Origin of the sequence: Nocardiopsis akebiae (genome assembly GCF_018316795.1) — a bacterium.
GTDB classification, from domain to species: Bacteria; Actinomycetota; Actinomycetes; order Streptosporangiales; family Streptosporangiaceae; genus Nocardiopsis; species Nocardiopsis dassonvillei.
In genome coordinates this window covers 610,555-629,123 of the sequence record NZ_CP074132.1, presented here as the reverse complement: position 1 = coordinate 629,123, position 18,569 = coordinate 610,555, and the positions used below count along the sequence as shown (strand labels likewise).

Sequence of the window (18,569 nt, the reverse complement as noted above, 5' to 3'; positions counted from 1 at the left end):
GGTCGAGGGGACCTGTGCCGACTCGGCTGCCCGCCTTCCCGACCGCGCCGGTTCGCGCGGCCGACAGCGGTGCCGAACCTACGGCTGCTCGCGCCGTCCACTCCCCTGCCCGACGCCTCCGGCGCTCCAGCCGGTCGTGTGACAGTGCCCGGCGAACCGGGGCGGTCGGTCCCGACCACCCGAGAACACGCGCGCCGGAAACGGCTGAAGAGCTCCTTTCACGGAGCCTCTGCGCACGGATGGCGAGAGCTTGGGCCCTCAGATGCCGTTGGCGATGCGCTCGTGGTCCCGGCCGCCCTCGCGGATCTGGATACCAGCGGCGAGCAGCTTGCGGGCGGGCCCGGGGACCCCATCGCCGAACGCGGCGACCAGGCCCTCGTCCTCAACGGCGTGGGCCGCGCGCGAAGCCCGCGAGCTTGCCGATAGTGACCTGCGGCAGCGAGCGGACCTCCCCGCTCATCGCCCGGAGGACGTCCAGGCCTCCCGGGACGGTGGAGCCCGGTGCGGCGGCGATCACGGCGCGGGTGGCCGCAGGCAGCGCGTCAGGCTCGGTGAGGTGGGCCATGTCACCTTGCGCAACGAAGAACTCCGGGCCGGCGCTCCCGAAGACGATGACGCGGACGTCGGCGTCATCCCGCGCACGCGCGACGAACGCCCGGAGTGACGGCCGGAGGGCCGTGTCCATCAGATCGAGGGGCGGGTGATCGATTCTCACCGTCGCGCCCCCGTCCAAGACGTCCTTCTGGACGTGGGCGGGCATCCGCGACTCGGAGGGCCAGCCCGGCGGGGCCCCGGAGCATCCTGCTCCGGGGCCCCGTCGTGGTCGGGTCAGCGGCGCGGTCGGCGTGCCGCGGCACCACGGTGCCGCCGCTCCCGCGGGCCCCCGGCAGGCACGGCGACCGGTACGCCCGAGGGCTCACGCGCTCCGGTCACCCTGGTCAGCTCCACGTCCTGGGCGTCCACCCGCGCGGTGTGCGCGTCGATCCGGGCCCGGCTCATCAGCCGGGTCATGTCGCGCCGCTGGCTGGGCAGCACGAGCGTGACCACGCTGCCCGTCTCGCCCGCGCGCGCGGTGCGTCCGCCCCGGTGCAGGTAGTCCTTGTGGTCCGTGGGCGGGTCGATGTTGACCACCAGGTCCAGCCCGTCCACGTGGATGCCGCGCGCGGCGACGTTGGTGGCGACCAGCGCGGTCACGGCGCCCCTCTTGAACTGGTCGAGGGTGCGGGTGCGCTGGGGCTGGGACCGGCCGCCGTGCAGCGGCGCCGCCCGGACGCCGCTGTTGAGCAGGTGCTCGGCCATCCGGTCCACGGCGCGTTTGGTGTCCAGGAACATGATCACCCGACCGTCGCGGGCCGCGATCCGGGTCACGACGTCCTGCTTGTCGGCGTGCGACACGTGCATGACGTGGTGCTCCATGGTGGAGACCGCGCCCTCGGACAGGTCGACCGAGTGGACCACCGGGTCGTTCAGGAACCGGCGGACCAGGGTGTCGACGTTGCGGTCCAGGGTGGCGGAGAACAGCATGCGCCGACCGTCAGCCGGAACCTGCTGGAGGATCGCGGTGACCTGCGGCATGAAGCCCATGTCGGTCATCTGGTCGGCCTCGTCCAGGACGGTGGCGTCCACCTGGTCCAGGACGCAGTCGCCGCGCTCCATCAGGTCGCGCAGACGGCCCGGGGTGGCCACGACCAGCTCCACGCCCTGACGCAGGGCGCGGGCCTGGCGGCTGATGGGCATGCCGCCCACCACGGTCGTCGTGCGCGTCCCCACCGACCGCGCGTAGGGCGCCAGCGCGTCGGCCACCTGCTGGGCCAGCTCACGGGTGGGTGCGAGCACCACGGCCAGGGGGCGGCGGGGCTCGGCCTTGCGCCCGTCCAGCTGGGCGAGCAGCGCCAGGCCGAAGGCCAGGGTCTTGCCCGAACCGGTCCGGCTGCGGCCCAGGACGTCGCGTCCGGCCAGGGAGTTCGGCAGGGTGGCCGCCTGGATCTCGGACGGGACCGTCAGCCCCTGCCGGGTCAGGGTCCGCTTCAGCGGTGCGGGCATGTCCAGCGCCTCGAAGGACTCCACCGGCGGGAGCGCTGGGGTGACGGTGACCGGGAGGGCGAACTCCCCGGAAGGGCCGCCGGACCGGGGGCGCCCGGGCGTGCGGGGGCGCTGTCGGCCGTATCCCCGGGAGGGACGGCCGCGGCTGGTGTCGGTACGGTGCGGATAACTCATGTGAGGCCTTTCGCCAGCGGCGTTCGCCGGGCGGGAGGCCTTTCGGCCCCGCAGGGGGAAACCGGAGTACGCCGGATAAGTAATGCGGGTGTCCGCGCCCGCCCGGAGGAATCCGGGGCGCGGTGGACGCCGGTGCCGTTCGGGGTGCGACGGCTGGAGAACCCGGCGGAGGAAAAGGAAAAGCGGTAGGGGCCCAGCGCCCTGAGGGCGGGCCCCTACCGCAGGAGGAGCGTCAGCTCCCCTAGACCAGGGTGATGTTCTCAGCCTGGGGACCCTTGGCCCCCGCGACGGCGTCGAACTGCACGGACTGGCCCTCGGCCAGTTCGCGGTAGCCCGTGGCCTGGATGTTCGAGTAGTGGGCGAAGACGTCGGGGCCGCCGCCGTCCTGCTCGATGAAGCCGAAGCCCTTTTCGCCGTTGAACCACTTGACCGTACCGGTCGCCATAGGGATACCTCTCGTTCGGAGCATGAAGAAAACCGCAGATGACGATTTTCCCGTCACCGCGGTGATCGCCCGAAGAGATGGAGTCCATCGGGGTTCACGACTGCAACTTCTTAGAACCTACCACACAGGAATCCCCTTGTCCCGAAAAAGCAGTGTGCCGCAGGACACCGGAATTCACAGTGCAGGGGTTAGAGGAAATGTGTTGTGACCGAAGTATTTTTTCTTGACCGGGAGAACTCAGATCCGGTTTTCCGGGAACCCCCGGACCACCCCGCTCGCCCCGGCGACGGGCGGCCGCCCGTCGGGGACGGGCGTTGGACCCGTGCCACGGAGTCCCCGCCCGTCCCGGCGTTTTCGCGCACGCCTCCCCCGTCCGCCGACCGTCCTCCGGCCGCTTTGCCGTCGCGCGGGGGCCGTGTGGTGCCGCGGCCGTTGGATCACCGCGCGGACATGGAGCCCTCAGCGCCGAAGACGATGTCGCCGAACCACGCCCGTCCCCGCGCGGAGCGGGCTCCTGGCCGCGCAGACGTTCGGGCAGCCGGTGCCGGGCCGCCGCCCGGTGCCGCGTGTCCTCCTCCCCGCCACCACAACCCTCGACTGGGGCCCGGACCACCACCGGTTCACGGGCGGCCGCCTCCCGTGTGCCGGACCAGGGCCGACACGAAGAGGAACCGATGTCATGAGACGGCGCATCGGTGTGTCCCGCGTTCGCCAGGACCGGATTCGTGGACTCTGAGACCACATGACCGCAAAAGGGCATCGTGGGACATAACCCGTAGCGGGCCGCGGCCGGGGCCGCCCGCTTCTCCGCGATCACCACCGGGTCCCTCTTCGCCCCCAGCGTCCGCCGCGACGCCGGTTCGGTCGGAGCGACGTCGCCGGCCCGCCGATCGTCCTCGACGCGCCGCTCACGGCTGCTTCAGTCGGCGGTGTCCGCCGCGCCGTATCTGGCCTCCATCATCAGTACGGCCTCGTCCACGACGCGTGCCGTCGATGCGTCGTCGGGTGACCAGTCGACGAGCAGCATCCGGGGCCAGAGGACGTAGTTGGAGATCATCCCGAGGAACTGGGTCGCCGCCAGTTCCGTGTCGTCCAGCCTGGCCGTTCCCAGGGCGTTCTCGGCATCGAGATAGCGGCGCACCGAGTCGAAGTAGGGCATCTTGCCGCGCTCGAAGTGGGCCTCGCCCAGCTCGGGGAAGCGCGGCAGTTCGGCGATGACGATGCGGAAGAGTGCCGCCATTCCGGGCCGGGTGAGGAGGGTGACGTACCGGCGGCCGAGTGCCGTCAGGCCCGCCCGCAGATCGCCCGTCGGCGGGCGGAGGTCTGCGTCGTCCTCAATCGTCCAGGACTCCGCCACCATCGCGTCGAACAGCGCCGCCTTGGTCGGGAACTGCTTGAACAGAGTCGCCTTCGACACCCCGGCCGCCTCGGCGACCTTGGCCAGTGAGGTGCCGGCGTACCCGGCGTCGAGGAACAGTCGGGTGGCGGCCTTGGTGATGGCCGCCCGCTTCTGCTCGGCGACGCGCCGGTGGTAGGGCGAGGGCTCCGTCGTCATGGGCACCACTCTACGCGAGGCGAGCCACTTGACTCACCACCTGCCATGTGCGTAGTTTTGGCGAGACGAGTCACTCGACTCACCACCATTTCGCAGGGAGGACCCCCTCATGGGACGCTTCGACAAGCAGACCGTTCTCGTCACCGGTGGCACCGGCGGACAGGGAGCCAGCCACGTTCGGGCCTACCACGAGGAGGGGGCGAACGTCGTCGTCGCCGCGCTCTCCGAAGGGCTCGGCCAGGAGCTCGCCGCCGAACTCGGCGAGCGGGCACTGTTCGTCCGCCTGGACGTCACCGACGAGGACGCCTGGTCGGCGGCGGTCGCCGAGACCGAACGGCGGTTCGGTCCGATCGCGGTCCTGGTCAACAACGCCGGCGTCCAGAACCCCGCGGCGCCGATCGAGGCCACCGAACGGCGGGTCTGGGACCGCGTACTCGACGTCAACCTCACCGGTGCGTTTCTCGGCGTCAAGACCGTGGCCCCGTCACTGCGCCGCAACGGCGGCGGAGCGATCGTCAACATCGCCTCCACGATGGCCCACGCCGGGACCCCGCTCTACGCGCCGTACGTCGCCAGCAAGTGGGCGTTGCGCGGGCTCACCAGGACCGCCGCGCTGGAGCTGGGTCGGGACGGCGTCCGGGTCAACTCCATCCACCCCGGCGTCATCTCCACCCCGTTGATCAACGAATCGATCGCCGGGCAGCCGCCCATCGCCGACTTCTACTCACCCGAGCCGTACGCCGTCCCCCGGATGGGCACCCCGGCCGACATCACCACACTCCTCCTCCACCTCACCTCGGCCGACGCCTCGTTCGTCACGGGCTCGGAGTTCGTCGCGGACGGCGGGCTCCTGCTCGGCCCCGCCCTGCAATCCGACACGGCGGCGGCCTGACCGGATCACCAGCCGCCCCGAACGCCCCCGCCGCCCCACCGACACCACTCGGCTGTCCGGCACCCGTGGAGTTCCAGAAGAGACGGCCGAGCACCCGTGGCCTGGGAATCCGGGAACACGGCTCCACAAGACCCAGTACACGTCAGCCAGTGGGTCGAGGCCACCCCCCGGAAACCGCACAAACGCCCTTGAGCGACCCGTTCTCGCCCCCCGGGCCCCGGCTGGTTGAGGGCGGTCAGCACCTGCCGCCACAGGCCCGTCACCGGAATTCGCGCGCGATGTCGGCGTCGCAGCCAGTGTGGCGGGACAGAACAGCGGCGGTACTCGGTCCCACAGCGTGGTCGCTCGCGCGACGCGGTCCTCGGCGTTGAGCGGGGCCCCTTCACCACAGCCCGTTTCGTCGTCACCAGACAAGGAAAGGAGCGTTGGACAGCGGGGGCGGGGGCGGGGGCGGGGGCGTGTGTGGCCCCCTCCCACCGATGACGACGGAACGGAGACCCGTCCATGGCGGAGAACGCCGGGGGGAACGAGCGCCAGCAGGGTGACGGCCTGTCACACCAGACAAGGATGTACCTGCGCTTCGCGGCCATGATCTTGACCGCCATGGTCGTCATGTACTGGACCATGTTCGTCGGCACGTGGGAGTGGAGCCACGTGCGGTGGAGCGAGAGCCGCCTGTTCATGACACTCACCATGGGCGGCACCATGGGGCTGATCATGCTCGCGTGGATGCTCAACATGTACAAGAACATGAAGGGCAACATCGCCATCGTGGCCGCGAGCCTCCTGCTACTGGGCGGCGGCGTGTTCCTCGACCGCAGCCAGACCACCGTGCAGGACACCGCCTGGATGAGTTCGATGATCCCGCACCACTCGCTGGCCATCACCCGGTCCGAGCGCGCCGAGATCACCGACGTCCGGGTGTGCCGACTGGCCGTCGAGATCATCGCGGCCCAGGAGCGGGAGATCAGCGAGATGGAGTGGCTGATCAAGGACATCCAGGAGAACGGAGAGGCCGAGACGCCCGAGGAGGCGCAGGCCCGGCCCGTCCCCGATTTCGAGGGGTCCCCTCTGCGTGGGTGCCCGCCGGACTGACCTGGGAGATACCGCTGCGCGTCCGGTTCCGTGCGGAGGTGGAGAGCGGACCGCAGCTCCGCGACGGTGGTGACCGGTCGTCGTGGGGGGCCGAGCCGGGGTGTGCATGAGCTGCCCGTGGGCTTCTCGGAGTTCCCGGGAGTCCCCGCGCGGTACCGGCTCGCCGCAGCCGTGCCCCTGCCCGTCTTCCTGGCCGTCATGCGGACGGGGAGACGCGCGGCCCGGAAGGATCGCACGGTGCGCCTGGTCCGAGCGCTACGTGACTGCGGCCGGACGGCCACGCTTCCCGAGGCGGAGAACGCCGTCCACGCGGTGCGGCGGTTCGGCCTGTTCTCGCCCGTGCGGGTCGCCTGCTTGGAAGAATCGGTGGCCGCGGCACTGGCCCCGGCCCTCCTCGGACGCGGGGTGCGCTGGTGCCACGGCGTGATCGCCGACCCCATTCGTCTGCACGCCTGGATCGAGGCGGAGGGGCGCCCGGTGGCCGAGCCCGACAGCACGCGGCGGTGCACGGCGCTGCTGACCATCCCAACAGTGGAGGAGACCACGTGAGCGACCCTCTGATCTGGCTGCGCGGCGACAAAGCCGGAATCGGCCCGCTGCGCGCCGACCTGGTGGAGGAGTACTGGAAGTGGGAGCAGTCGATCCCCACCATCGTCGGTTACAACCGGCAGACTCCGCAGCCGTTGGAGTCTACGCGGGAGATCCTCGTGGAGGGCTACGGTCGTGCCTCGGATAGGGAGCTGCGGTTCACCGTCTACGACCTGACCGGGGAGAGCCCGGGCCCGGTTGGCCTGGCCCAGGTGTACATCGACCAGATGCGGCGCAACGGCGAGTACGTGGTGGCCCTGGGCGAGTCCCGGGGCAGGGGCGTGGGCACCGAGGCCACTCGGCTGGTGCTGGACTACGCCTTCCACGTGACCAACCTGAGGTGCGTGTACCTGACCGTCATCGAGCCCAACGCCGGGGCGATCCGCGCCTAGGAGAAGGCGGGGTTCAAGCGGCAGGGGATGCGGCGCAACTCCAACCAGTGGCTGGGCGAGACCGTCAACGAGGTGCTGATGGACGCCATCCCCGAGGAGTTCGGGGGTCCCTCACTCGTTAAGGCCCAGTTCCGGATATGAACCTCCGATGCCCACTGTGCTCGGTGAGCGTATGCGTCCGTGGGGCGTGGGCCGTGGCCAGCGGACTTCGGACCGACCGAGGCGATAGGGACCGGTCTGAGTGGGTTCGGGCGCGCTGTTGCTCCGGTGTGCTCCGTCGAGGTGGAGGCGCGGCCGAGGCTGAAGAGCACACATGGAGCAGAATCGAGGCAAGCCAGGCGCCCGAAATGCGCCTCACATAGCCTCTGGCCTGGGGTTTTGCGGGTAGGCCCCCAGGGGCTCGAACCCTGAACCCACGGATTAAAAGTCCGTTGCTCTGCCAATTGAGCTAGAGGCCCGCGACACGGCCAGGAGCACGATCCCAGCCATCGCCGGAGCCAACTCTACCGCAGCCATACGGGCTCTGGACGGCCGGTACACCCGGCGGGGCAAGGGCTTACCCGCCGGTCGGGCGGACCCGGGCCGACGGGTCCCCGCGATGGAACCGCGGAGTGACGTGGAGCACAGCCGCTTCCCCGATAGCGCCGTGCCCGCCGTGGGGGAGTCCGCCCGGCGGTGAGAACGCCGAGGGCGCCTTCTAGCACACGGCTCCGTCCTCGGCGGCGGACGCGGTTTCCAGCCCGGCCAGCGCGTCCGCGTCCGCGTCCGCGCCACCCTCCTCGGCGGAGGGGGAACCGGAGTCGTCGAACCCGTCCCAGTCCTGCGGCACCATCACCAGTTGGAGTTCCCCGCCCAGAGCGGCGTCCTCCTCCAGCCGGGCGTTGGCGAGTGCCGAGGCCAGCTCCTCGGCGTGCGCCCGCTGGCCGGGCCCGTGGTAGACCGTGGTGGCGGAGGGAACGCTCCCGACGGGGTCGCCGACGCCGGTGACCTCGAAACCGCGTTCTCCGAGGAGCGATCCGACCTGGCCCGCCAGCCCGGTCACGCCCGTGCCGTTGACCACCCGCACGGACACGTCCGCGGGCTCCACGGACACCTCATCCGCCCCGGCGGCCCCTTCCGTCTCCGTGGGCCCCTCTCCCCCGGTCCCGCCCTCCTCCCCGGGCAGCACCTCGCCCGCGGCCACAGCGGCGAAGAGCTCACCGGCCTCGGGCTCCTTGGGTTCCACCTTGTACTCGTGGGTGCGGGAGTTCACGACCGGCACCATGACCATGGCGACCCGGCCCAGGTCGACCTCGCGCATGGCGATGGCCAGTTCCGCCATCTTGTCCACCGTGAACCCGTCGTCGGTCACCATGCTGTCGGTGACCGAACCCAGGAAGTCGTAGAGGGTGGTGGGGCTGGCCAGGGTTCCGCCGCTGGTGACCTCGCGCAGGATGGCGCCGATCAACCGCTGCTGGCTCTCGATGCGCCCCATGTCGTCCTTGAACTCGGTGCTGTCGCGGGAACGGGCCAGCCCGAGCGCCTCCCGGCCGCGGAGGGTCTGCACTCCCGCTTCCAGTTCCAGGTGGGCCTTGGGGTCGTCGATCGGCTCGGGAATGCACAGCTCGACGCCGCCGAGGGTGTCCACGATGTTCTCGAACCCGGCGAAGTCCACCATCACCATGTGGTCCAGGCGGATGTCCGTGGTCCTCTCCACGGTGTTGCCCAGACAGTCCAGGCCGCCGTAGGAAGCGGCGTGGTTGAGCTGCTGTGGTCCGCCGGACCACCCGGAGGAGCCGTCCACCGGTTCGCACGGGGGGATGTCCACGATCAGGTCGCGCGGGAGGTTGACCATGGTCACGGCACCCCTGTCCACGTTGACGTCGACCACGACCAGCACGTCGGGACGTCTGCTCCGCGACTCGTTGTCCCCGCCGAGCAGCAGGATGTTGTGGACCCCCTCCACCCGGTGGGGGCGATCGCCCCAGGCGTCGGTGTCCACCTGCTCGGTCTCGATGGCCAGGGCGTCGCGGTAGCCCGCGTAGGCGGTGAGGCTGCCCGCGATGAGCAGGCCGGTCGCTCCGCACGCCACCCATTGGCCGAGTGACATCCTGTTGTCACCGGACCGGGCCGGAAACGCTTTTCTGGAAACCACGAGGAAACCGGGATTCGTTGTGGGCGGGGTCGGTCCGGCCAGCGGGGTGGGGGCGCTGTGGGAGCGACGGCGCGAACTCGACGACCGGACCATACCGGAGAGCGGGACAACGCGCCATAAGACGTGGTCAGGGGAAATTCTTCTGGTGGATTCCCCGGGAAGCCGCCGCCGGAGGAGGAGCGCCCAAGGCCCGGATCCCTTGTGTGGAGGGGCATGAGCGAGGCCGCAGAGACCGTGCTCCGCGGCACGGGACACCTTTCCAGAGACGGGCCAGGCGTATTCTCCCGCCTCCGCTTCCCGTTTTCGACGGGTTTCCCGTTCGGATATCCGGAACCGCCCCCGGACTTCGATTCCCGAAAGGGAAGACCTGTTCATAGCTGCCCCACCCCCATCACGTGGATTCCCGAAGCGGCTACACGGGGTTTCGCGCGGACGCGACCCGGCCCGCTCCGACGCGGAGTCACCGTCGCACCCGACGGGGCGGTGCGGTCCTCCGGCGGGTCCGCCGTGCGCGTCGAGGCCACCGTCCCGGGCTGCCGGAGAGGCACACGGGGTTTGCCGCTGCCCATTTGGGGATGAACGTTCAGTCTTGAGGGCATCGGGGACACGGCGAAGAACGTCAGCCCACAAGGGCCGGGGCGGTACACGCCTGCGGCAGGTCACACTACGGCGGAAGGCGAGACATGACGGGCGACGGCTGGGACGTCATCGTGGTGGGTGCGGGATCGGCGGGCGCGGCGCTCGCGGTCCGCACCGCCGAGAAGGGCGGGCGGGTCCTCCTGCTGGAGGCCGGCCCCGACTACCGTTCGGCGCAGATGCACGAGGCGTGGCGCTCACCGAGCCCGGCCGTCGCCCTGATGGACCCCGCGGCCCTGGACGGGATGCTCTGGACGGGCCTGGACTCCTCGCGCACCGACAGCCAGGAGCGGGCGCCGTACTGGCGGGGCCGGGGTGTCGGCGGCAGTTCCTCGGTCAACGGCCAGATCGCGATCCGGCCCCCGATGGCGGACTTCGAGGACTGGGCCGCCCTCGGCTGCCAGGGCTGGTCTCCGGAGGACGTCCTGCCCTACTTCGCCCGGCTGGAGGACGACGAGGAGTTCGGCGACGAGCCCCACCACGGCCGCGGCGGCCCGACCCCGATCCACCGGGCGCCGCGGGAGCGGTGGGGGGCGGTCGACGCCGCGCTGTGCGACTCCGCCCTGGCCGCCGGGTTCGCGTGGGCCCCCGACGTCAACGCACCGGACGCGACGGGGGTCTCCCCCTATCCGATCAACTCGCGCGACGGGCGCCGGGTGTCGGTCAACGACGCCTACCTGGAGGGGGCCCGGAAGCTGGACAACCTCACCGTCCGCGGGGACGCGCTGGTGGACCGGGTCGTCTTCGACGATGACCGGGCCGTGGGGGTCCGTTACGTCACCGGGGGCGGCGCGGTGACCGAGCACGCCGACACGGTGGTGCTCAGCGCCGGCGTCATCCACTCCCCCGCGATCCTGATGCGCTCGGGTGTGGGGCCGGCCGACCACCTGCGCTCCCTCGGCGTCGGCGTGCGCCGGGACCTTCCCGTGGGGCTGGGCATGCAGGACCACCCGATGGCGATGCTGGCGCTCCCGCTGACCGGGGAGGCTTCCGTGAAGTCCCCGCACGACCGGCACACCAACGTCTGCGTCCGCTGGACCAGCGGCGCCGACGCCCCGGCCAACGACATGATGTTCATCGCCATGAACCAGAACGTGCTGGCCATGGCGTCCGCCTCCACCGACACCGTCGCGGGCGCCTACGGCGTGTGGCTCAACCGGAACCACTCCCGCGGGGTGCTGACGCTGGCCTCGGCCGACCCCTCGGAGCAGCCGCTGGTGCGGCAGCGGATGCTGTCCGACGAGCGCGACCTCTCCCGCCTGCGCCGGGGCGTACGGGAGCTGGTGGACCTGGCCGGCCGCCCCGAGACGGCCGCCGTCACGAGGGGGCCGCTGGAGGAGGCGAACCGGGAGCTGTTCGCCGCGCTCGACGACGACCGCGCGCTCGACGCCCACCTGCTGGCGACCGTGGGCGACGCGCAGCACGGCACCAGTACGTGTCGCATGGGCTCCCCGGGGGACCCCGACACGGTGGTCGACTCCGAGTGCCGTGTGCTGGGGGTGGAGGGCCTGCGCGTGGTCGACGCGTCGGTCTTCCCCTCCGTGCCCCGCGCCAACACCAATCTCGCCGCGATCATGGTCGGCGAGCTCATGGCCGACCGCCTCGGCTGAGGGGTCGCACGGCCGCCCGTCCCGCCGCGTCCGAAGCGCCTCCCGCGGGAGGCGGTGACGCCCTCTTCCCGGCGTGCCGCTCCGCGCCGCCGGGGTCAGGCGGGCGGGCGGCCCGGAGCGTCGGCGCGGGGGACCCCGCCGGACCCGGCGCCCTCCTCCGGGCGCCGCCGCTCCAGCAGGACGGTGTCGCGCCAGACCCCGTGGTGGCGGGCAATGCGTTCGCGCAGGCCCACGGTGCGGTAGCCCGCCTGGTGGTGCAGGGCCAGGCTGGCGCGGTTCTCGGGAAAGACCGAGGTCTGCAGCGTCCACAGTCCGGCGGCGTCGGCCTCGGTGACCTGCCGGTACAGCAGCGCCTTGCCCACGCCCCGGCCGCGCGCGTCCTCGGCGACGCAGACCGAGGTCTCGGCCACCCCCGCGTACACCGCCCGGTCGGAGACGGGCGAGGCGGCGGCCCAGCCCACCACGTCCCCGGCGCGTTCGGCGACCCACCGGTGCCCGGAAATCCACCGGTCCCTCAGCGCGTCCGCTCCGGGCACCTGGGTCTCGAAGGTGGCGTGGCCGGTGGCGACGCCCTGGGCGTAGATCTCCCGGACCGCGTCCAGGTCGGCGTCGGCCATGGCGCGGGTGGTGACGTCGGCGGGCAGGTCGGTGGGGCAGCACGGGCGGGCGTTGAGCATTCCCATCACCGCGTCGGCGGCGTGCGGCAGGCCCGTGCAGCAGGCCGGGTTGACCGCCACCCGGGTCGAGGTGCCCGCCTTGGTGAGGGTCACGAACCCGACGTCGGCGAGTTTGCGCAGGTGGTGGGAGACCGTGGGCTGGCGGACCTCCACCATCTCGGCGAGCTGGCCCACGCTGACCGAGCCGGGAGTGGTGGCGATGGCGTGCAGCAGCCGGACGCGCATGGGTTCGGCCAGGCAGGCGAACCAGGCGGCGTAGGTCTCGGCGTCGGCGGCGGGGAGGAGGCCGCCTCGGTGCTCGGGCGTCGTCACAGTCATGGCATCCATTATCGATGAAGCTCTATGGTTGCGTCCATCGGTGGGCATCGATAGAGTTCCATTTCATAGACGCTAGTCGATGAAAGAGGTGTGTCATGACCGATGAGCGTCCCGTCGTGGTGATCGGAGCCGGACCAACAGGACTCGCGGCGGCCGCGGAGCTGGTCGCGCGCGACCTGCCGGTCCTGGTCCTGGAGAAGGGCGATCGAGCCGGTGCCGCCGTGTCCGCATGGGGTCACGTACGCCTGTTCTCGATGTGGCGCGACCTGGTGGACCCTGCGGCGGAGAAGCTGCTCACCACCACCGGTTGGCGGCGCCCGGACGACGCGGACCACCCGACCGGCCGCGAGTGGGTCCAGGCCTACCTCGCTCCCCTGGCCGAAGCCCTGGGCGAGCGCGTGCGCTTCGGCGCCGAGGTGACCGGCGTGAGCCGCCTGGGCCGGGACCGGCTCGTGCACGCCGGGCGCGGGGAGCAGCCCTTCACCGTGCGCCTTCGTACCGACCGGGGCGAGGAGCGGATCCTGGCCCGCGCGGTGGTGGACGCCTCGGGCACCTGGGGCACGCCCAACCCGGTGGGCGGCGACGGACTGCCCGCGCTGGGCGAGACCGCCGCGGCCGCGCACCTGGCCTACCGGCTCCCCGACCTGGCCGACCCCGCCACGCGGGCGCGCCACGCGGGCCGCACCACGGCCGTGGTCGGTAGCGGGCACTCGGCGCTGACCGCCCTGGTCGCCCTGGCCTCACTGGCCAAGGAGAGCCCGGACACCAAGGCGGTATGGGTGCTGCGCCGCGGGGAGGTCGGCGACGCCTTCGGCGGCGGCGCCGCCGACCAGCTGGCCGCGCGCGGCGCGCTCGGACAGCGCGCCGCGGCCGCGGTGAAGGCCGGACACGTCGAGGTGGTGACCGGATTCCGCACCGCCCAGGTCCGCACGGAGCAGGACGAGAGCCTCGTGCTGGCCGACGAGCAGGGCCGGGAGCTGGAGCCCGTGGACGAGGTGGTCGCCCTCACCGGGTTCCGCCCCGACCTGTCCTTGCTGTCCGAGATCCGCCTCGGTCTGGACAGCGCCCTGCAGGCGCCGGTGGAGCTCGCCCCGCTCATCGACCCCAACCAGCATTCGTGCGGCACCGTCTACCCCCACGGCGCGGCCGAGCTCTCCCACCCCGAGGAGGGGTTCTTCCTGGCCGGGATGAAGTCCTACGGGCGTGCGCCGACCTTCCTGGCGCTGACCGGTTTCGAGCAGGTGCGCAGCATCGCCGCGCACCTGGCCGGGGACCGCGAGGCCGCCGCACGGGTGGAACTGTCGCTGCCCGAGACGGGGGTCTGTAGCGGCGGAGGTCTGTCCGAGGAGCCGGAGGCCGCGGCCGACGGCGGCTGCTGCGGTCCCGCCCCCGAGACCGCGCGGGAGCCCGCGGCGCGATAGGCCCCTACCTCCGTTCCGGGGCGAACCGCCTGCGCCAGGCCAGGGACACGTACACCAGGCCCACCAGCACCGGCACCTCGATCAGCGGGCCCACCACCCCGGCCAGGGCCTGCCCCGAGGTCACCCCGAACGTGGCGATGGCCACCGCGATGGCCAGCTCGAAGTTGTTGCCCGCCGCCGTGAAGGCCAGCGTGGTGGTGCGGTCGTAGTCCATCCCGACCGCCTTGCCGAAGGCGAAGGTGCCGAACCACATGAGGGCGAAGTAGGCCAGCAGCGGCACCGCGATACGCGCCACGTCCAGCGGTTGGCTGGTGATCCGGTCCCCCTGGAGGGCGAACAGCAGCACGATCGTGAACAGCAGGCCGTACAGCGCCCACGGGCCGATCCGGGGCAGGAAGGCCGACTCGTAGCGCTCGCGGCCCATCCTCCGCTCGCCGATCCGGCGGGTGAGGAACCCCGCCGCCAGCGGGATTCCGAGGAAGATCACCACGTTGAGCGCGATGAGCCAGGGTGAGGCGTCCAGGCCGCCGGTGTCCAGGCCCAGCCACCCGGGCAGCAGGTCCAGGTAGAACCAGCCCAGCAGGCCGAAGACCAGCACCTGGAAGACCGAGTTCAGCGCGACCAGCACCGCGGCGGCCTCGCGGTTACCGCAGGCCAGGTCGTTCCAGATGATGACCATCGCGATGCAGCGCGCCAGGCCGACGATGATCAGGCCGGTGCGGTACTCGGGCAGGTCGGCCAGGAAGATCCAGGCCAGCGCGAACATCACCGCGGGGCCGATGAGCCAGTTGATCACCAGGGAGGAGACCAGCAGCCGGGTGTCGCGGGTGACGGTGTCCAGCCGGTCGTAGCGGACCTTGGCCAGCACCGGGTACATCATGACCAGCAGGCCGAGCGCGATGGGCAGGGAGATCCCGCCGACCTCCATGGCGGCCAGGAGTTCGTTCAGCCCCGGGACCAGGCGCCCCAGGCCCAGGCCGACGGCCATGGCGAGCAGGATCCACACCGCGAGGAACCGGTCGAGGAACGACAGTTTCGCGACGACGGACCCGTCCGTACCACTGGTGTTCCTGTCGGTCGGGGCCATCAGCAGGGCCTCCTGTTCGCGGCGGCGCCGCTGGTACGGGCGGTGGCGGCCAGCCCGGCCAGGGCCCCGGAGAGGTCCTCGATCCGGTCCGGGCACAGCCGGTAGTAGGTGAACCGGCCGCAGGGCTCGGTCTCCACCACCCCCGCCTCGCGCAGGATCCGCAGGTGGTTGGACAGGTTGGTCTGGCGCGCCCCGGTCTCCTCGACCAGGTGCGTCGTACACAGGGTCTCCCGGGCGAGCAGGGTCACGATCCGCAGCCGGAGCGGGTCTCCCAGCGCCCTCATGAGGTCAGTGTCGACTGATATCAGCATGTGCTGATACTATCCCCTCAGTCGTCGCCGGAGATCAGTCGGACGCCCTCCCCTTTCCCGGGAGTCCGGTCCTCCCGGCAAACCCGGCCCGCGCCCGGTCCGGCGCCTTCCCGTCCGGCACGGGACCGCCCACGGCCGAGCGCGCTCCCGTGCCCCGGCGACGGCCGCCCGCCACCGAGACGAAGCAGAGACGAGTGACCGTGACCAGTCCCGACAAGCCGTCCGTCCTGTTCGTGTGCGTCCACAACGCGGGCCGCTCCCAGATGGCCGCCGCCTGGCTGTCCCACCTGGCCGGGGACCGCGTGGAGGTCCGCTCCGCCGGGTCCGCGCCCGCCGACGCGCTCAACCCCGCCGTGGTCGAGGCCATGGCCGAGGTCGGCGTCGACATCACCGGCCAGCGCCCCAAGATCCTCACCACCGAGGCCGTCGAGGCCTCCGACGTGTGCGTGACCATGGGCTGCGGCGACACCTGCCCCATCTTCCCGGGCAAGCGCTACCTGGACTGGACCCTGCCCGACCCCGCAGGGCGGGGCGTGGCCGCCGTCCGCCCCATCCGCGACGAGATCAGGGAGCGCGTCGAGGAGTTGATCGGTGAGCTCCTGCCGGATGCGCGGCCGTAGGGGCGTTCCGACCCCCTCGACCGCCGAGGTCCGCGCCCCTCTCCCCCGGGTGCGCTGCCGTAGGACGTGCTCACTCCGGGCGGCCCCGACGCCCTCCCCGGCATCCCCGCCGGGTGGTCCGCGGCACGCCGACGCCGCGCGCCGAGGCGCGCACGTGAACGGCACCCAACGGCGATCCGTCCGCAGGGCAAAGGATTGACCGTATCAACCGGCCCTGTCCGGAGATGTCGCCGCCTCCGCCAGCCGTGGTCTCCCCGGAGGGAGCGGGTTTCACCGAACACCCTCCCGGACAGCCCGCGGACCGGACAACCTCGTGGGCGGTCCCCCTCCGGTGCGCAAGGCGGTCCCCGACCGGGCGGCCCCGGGCTCCCTGCGCACGCGTGTTCGCACCCGCCCGGAAGCGGAGGCGCAACGGCGCCGTTTCCGAACCCGGTGATGCCACGCCGACCCGAAGACCTCAGTAAGCTTCGTGGGCCACCCCCTTTTCCCCGAGCGCGCCCCCGCCGTGCCCTGTCCACCGTCGCCGCGTCCCGCCGAGGAAGGCGACCGAAGCAGCTGGAGCAGACTCTGCCGTGTCCCTCTTCGAAGCAGTCGTCCTTGGCCTGGTCCAGGGACTGACCGAGTTCCTCCCGATCTCCTCCAGCGGACACCTGCGCGTGGTGTCGGCTCTCTTCGGCTGGCCCGACCCCGGTGCCGCCTTCACCGCCGTCAGCCAGATCGGCACCGAGCTGGCCGTGGTGATCTACTTCCGCCAGAGGGTCTGGGCGATCCTGTCCACGTGGACCAGGTCGCTGTTCAACCGCGAACTGCGCAGCGACATCAACGCGCGCATGGGCTGGTACGTCATCCTGGGCTCCATCCCCATCGGGGTCCTGGGCCTGCTTCTGGAGGACCAGATCGACAGCGTCTTCCGCGACCTGCGCCTGATCGCGCTGAACCTGATCATCTTCGGCGTCATCCTCGGCATCGTCGACCGGTACTCGCGCAAGCACCGCACCCTGGAGGACCTCAACGTCTCCCGTGGCGTGACCTTCGGCCTGTTCCAGGCGCTCGCCCTCGTCCCGGGCGTCTCCCGGTCGGGCGGCACCGTCACCGGCGGGATGCTGCTCGGCTTCAAGCGCGCGGACGCGGCCGAGTACGCCTTCCTGCTGGCGCTGCCCGCCGTCTTCGCTTCGGGCCTGTACAAGCTGACCGACATCGGTGAGAACGAGTACGCCGGGTGGGGCGCCACCATCGTGGGCACGCTCATCGCGGGCGTCGTCGGCTTCGTGGTCATCGCCTGGTTGATGCGCTTCATCTCCACGCACAGCTTCATGCCCTTCGTCTACTACCGCGTCGGCCTGGGCATCCTCGTCCTGGCCCTGGTGAGCTGGGGTGTGCTCGACCCGCAGGGCGGCGCGGGCGCGCAGCCCGCCCGGAGCGAGATCGTCAGCGAGCAGGAGACTCCGAGGGAGGAGTCCGAGCCCGAACCGGAGACCGGCACCGAGGCCGACGCCGGGACCGGCCAGTCCTCCGAGGCGTCCGCGGAGCCGTCCGAGGCGCCCTCCGAGGAGGCCGTGCCGACCGTGGACCCGGTCACCGGCTGGGAGATCGACCCCGAGGTGGGCCTGCCCCGCAACCCCGAGACCGGGCTGTACCACGACTCGGACCTGGGCATGGACGTGGACTACGACCCGGTCAGCGGCCTGGCCACCAACCCGGTGACCGGTGAGACCTACGACCCCAAGGCGGCCGGTTAGGGGGCTTCGCCCCACCAGGCACGGGCACAGGACGAAAGCGGGGCTCCGCGACGGGGCCGTCGCACGGGCGCGCGGCGGTCCGCCGCCCGGGGCACGACGGGGGACCGGCGGATGTCCGCCGGTCCCCCGCGTCAGCCTCCGAGGCCCCGCACGGCGGTGTCCAACCGCCGTGCGAGGGCCTCGGTCCCCTCCGGACCCGGCCGCGCGCCGCCGCGCTCCGACAGCAGGTCGGCGCGGCCTATCACGCGCAGCGCCCCCGCGTAGCGCGGATCTTCGAGGTCGGCCTCCTCGACGACGTCGGCCCGGCCCTCGTGGACGACCAGCACCGGGTCGCCGTCCTCCGTACTCAGCAGCCGAGCCACGTGCTCGGCACGGACGATCTCCACAGCCGCCTCCTCGTGCTCCTCGTGCTCCTCGTACGACGCCTGTCATCCCGCCTGCCCCGGGACGGCCGCGGTGAACACGGCCGTCGCCCGCGGACCCCGGCCGACCACAGGACCGGTCCGGAACTCTGCGCACCGCGCAAATCGCGGCCCCGCGCATATCATCATCGGGTGAACAACGGCCGACATCGGTCCGCTGTGCGGACCCGCGCACTGCGAACTGGAGTTGTCGAACCGCGTTCTCCCGCGCAATTACCGGGACATTTCTCTCCGGAACCCGCTTCGACCAGGGGGTACGTTCAACTCCACCCTCCCGGGGGGCGGCGCGCGGACGCCGGGCGCGCCGGGAGGTCCTACCGAAACGGGACTTCGGTCACGAGTTCGATCCGGGAAGGACCGATGTGAAGCACGACACGGAAGCTTCCCACAAAACCGCAGGTCAAGGAGTC

General features: G+C 71.7%; 17 protein-coding genes and 1 tRNA gene. 8 read left to right on the top strand and 10 right to left on the bottom strand.

Annotation, left to right across the window (positions count from 1 at the left end):
• Nucleotides 1-382: 382 nt before the first annotated feature.
• The 4 genes from KGD83_RS02710 to KGD83_RS02695 all read right to left on the bottom strand — a co-directional run bounded on the left by KGD83_RS02710 (nucleotide 383) and on the right by KGD83_RS02695 (nucleotide 4,217).
• Nucleotides 383-760, bottom strand: coding sequence for a Clp protease/crotonase-like domain-containing protein (locus KGD83_RS02710; RefSeq protein ID WP_249352094.1), 378 nt, complete (start codon nucleotides 758-760; stop codon nucleotides 383-385).
• 68 nt (nucleotides 761-828) lie between these two features.
• The gene (locus KGD83_RS02705) at nucleotides 829-2,217 is read right to left on the bottom strand and encodes a DEAD/DEAH box helicase (RefSeq protein WP_212642367.1); all 1,389 of its coding nucleotides are present in this window, start codon (nucleotides 2,215-2,217) and stop codon (nucleotides 829-831) included.
• A gap of 241 nt (nucleotides 2,218-2,458) precedes the next feature.
• Entirely contained in the window at nucleotides 2,459-2,662 is a 204-nt protein-coding gene (locus KGD83_RS02700; protein ID WP_047868081.1) for a cold-shock protein, read from the bottom strand.
• Nucleotides 2,663-3,581: 919 nt separating this feature from the next.
• Complete coding sequence (locus KGD83_RS02695) at nucleotides 3,582-4,217, bottom strand: TetR/AcrR family transcriptional regulator (protein WP_212642366.1); 636 nt, start codon at nucleotides 4,215-4,217, stop codon at nucleotides 3,582-3,584.
• A gap of 109 nt (nucleotides 4,218-4,326) precedes the next feature.
• Between KGD83_RS02695 and KGD83_RS02690 the strand changes: the two genes are divergently transcribed.
• The 4 genes from KGD83_RS02690 to KGD83_RS02675 all read left to right on the top strand — a co-directional run bounded on the left by KGD83_RS02690 (nucleotide 4,327) and on the right by KGD83_RS02675 (nucleotide 7,184).
• The gene (locus tag KGD83_RS02690; protein WP_212642365.1) at nucleotides 4,327-5,109 is read left to right on the top strand and encodes an SDR family NAD(P)-dependent oxidoreductase; all 783 of its coding nucleotides are present in this window, start codon (nucleotides 4,327-4,329) and stop codon (nucleotides 5,107-5,109) included.
• A 504-nt stretch (nucleotides 5,110-5,613) separates the two neighbouring features.
• Nucleotides 5,614-6,204, top strand: a complete 591-nt coding sequence (locus tag KGD83_RS02685) for a DUF305 domain-containing protein (protein ID WP_212642364.1) — start codon at nucleotides 5,614-5,616, stop codon at nucleotides 6,202-6,204.
• Between the two features lie 102 nt (nucleotides 6,205-6,306).
• A complete protein-coding gene (locus KGD83_RS02680) occupies nucleotides 6,307-6,753 on the top strand; it encodes a lasso peptide biosynthesis B2 protein (protein ID WP_212642363.1) in 447 nt (148 codons plus the stop codon).
• Nucleotides 6,750-7,184 carry a GNAT family N-acetyltransferase gene (locus KGD83_RS02675; protein WP_249352092.1) on the top strand — a complete coding sequence of 145 codons (435 nt, stop codon included), beginning with the start codon at nucleotides 6,750-6,752 and terminating at the stop codon, nucleotides 7,182-7,184. Before KGD83_RS02680 ends, KGD83_RS02675 begins: the two co-directional genes overlap by 4 nt.
• A gap of 385 nt (nucleotides 7,185-7,569) precedes the next feature.
• Here KGD83_RS02675 and KGD83_RS02670 read toward each other — a convergent pair.
• Nucleotides 7,570-7,642, bottom strand: a tRNA-Lys gene (locus KGD83_RS02670).
• Nucleotides 7,643-7,881: 239 nt separating this feature from the next.
• A complete protein-coding gene (locus KGD83_RS02665; RefSeq protein WP_212642362.1) occupies nucleotides 7,882-9,273 on the bottom strand; it encodes an LCP family protein in 1,392 nt (463 codons plus the stop codon).
• 728 nt (nucleotides 9,274-10,001) lie between these two features.
• Here KGD83_RS02665 and KGD83_RS02660 point away from each other — a divergent pair.
• Nucleotides 10,002-11,564 (top strand): GMC family oxidoreductase, encoded by a 1,563-nt coding sequence (locus KGD83_RS02660; protein ID WP_212642361.1) that lies wholly within the window; start codon nucleotides 10,002-10,004, stop codon nucleotides 11,562-11,564.
• A 95-nt stretch (nucleotides 11,565-11,659) separates the two neighbouring features.
• Here KGD83_RS02660 and KGD83_RS02655 read toward each other — a convergent pair whose 3' ends face one another.
• Nucleotides 11,660-12,559, bottom strand: coding sequence for a helix-turn-helix domain-containing GNAT family N-acetyltransferase (locus KGD83_RS02655; protein ID WP_212642360.1), 900 nt, complete (start codon nucleotides 12,557-12,559; stop codon nucleotides 11,660-11,662).
• Between the two features lie 95 nt (nucleotides 12,560-12,654).
• Between KGD83_RS02655 and KGD83_RS02650 the strand changes: the two genes are divergently transcribed.
• Nucleotides 12,655-13,980, top strand: a complete 1,326-nt coding sequence (locus KGD83_RS02650; RefSeq protein ID WP_212642359.1) for an FAD-dependent oxidoreductase — start codon at nucleotides 12,655-12,657, stop codon at nucleotides 13,978-13,980.
• Between the two features lie 4 nt (nucleotides 13,981-13,984).
• Here KGD83_RS02650 and arsB read toward each other — a convergent pair whose 3' ends face one another.
• The gene (gene arsB, locus KGD83_RS02645; RefSeq protein ID WP_212642358.1) at nucleotides 13,985-15,067 is read right to left on the bottom strand and encodes an ACR3 family arsenite efflux transporter; all 1,083 of its coding nucleotides are present in this window, start codon (nucleotides 15,065-15,067) and stop codon (nucleotides 13,985-13,987) included.
• On the bottom strand, nucleotides 15,067-15,351 hold the full coding sequence (locus tag KGD83_RS02640; protein WP_019607642.1) for an ArsR/SmtB family transcription factor: 285 nt from the start codon (nucleotides 15,349-15,351) through the stop codon (nucleotides 15,067-15,069). The genes arsB and KGD83_RS02640 overlap by 1 nt, the downstream gene beginning before the upstream one ends.
• A gap of 227 nt (nucleotides 15,352-15,578) precedes the next feature.
• Between KGD83_RS02640 and KGD83_RS02635 the strand changes: the two genes are divergently transcribed.
• Both KGD83_RS02635 and KGD83_RS02630 read left to right on the top strand, forming a co-directional pair.
• On the top strand, nucleotides 15,579-15,998 hold the full coding sequence (locus KGD83_RS02635) for an arsenate reductase ArsC (RefSeq protein ID WP_212642357.1): 420 nt from the start codon (nucleotides 15,579-15,581) through the stop codon (nucleotides 15,996-15,998).
• A gap of 572 nt (nucleotides 15,999-16,570) precedes the next feature.
• A complete protein-coding gene (locus KGD83_RS02630; protein ID WP_212642356.1) occupies nucleotides 16,571-17,737 on the top strand; it encodes an undecaprenyl-diphosphate phosphatase in 1,167 nt (388 codons plus the stop codon).
• A 131-nt stretch (nucleotides 17,738-17,868) separates the two neighbouring features.
• Here KGD83_RS02630 and KGD83_RS02625 read toward each other — a convergent pair whose 3' ends face one another.
• On the bottom strand, nucleotides 17,869-18,123 hold the full coding sequence (locus tag KGD83_RS02625) for a hypothetical protein (RefSeq protein WP_212642355.1): 255 nt from the start codon (nucleotides 18,121-18,123) through the stop codon (nucleotides 17,869-17,871).
• Between the last annotated feature and the right edge of the window lie 446 nt (nucleotides 18,124-18,569).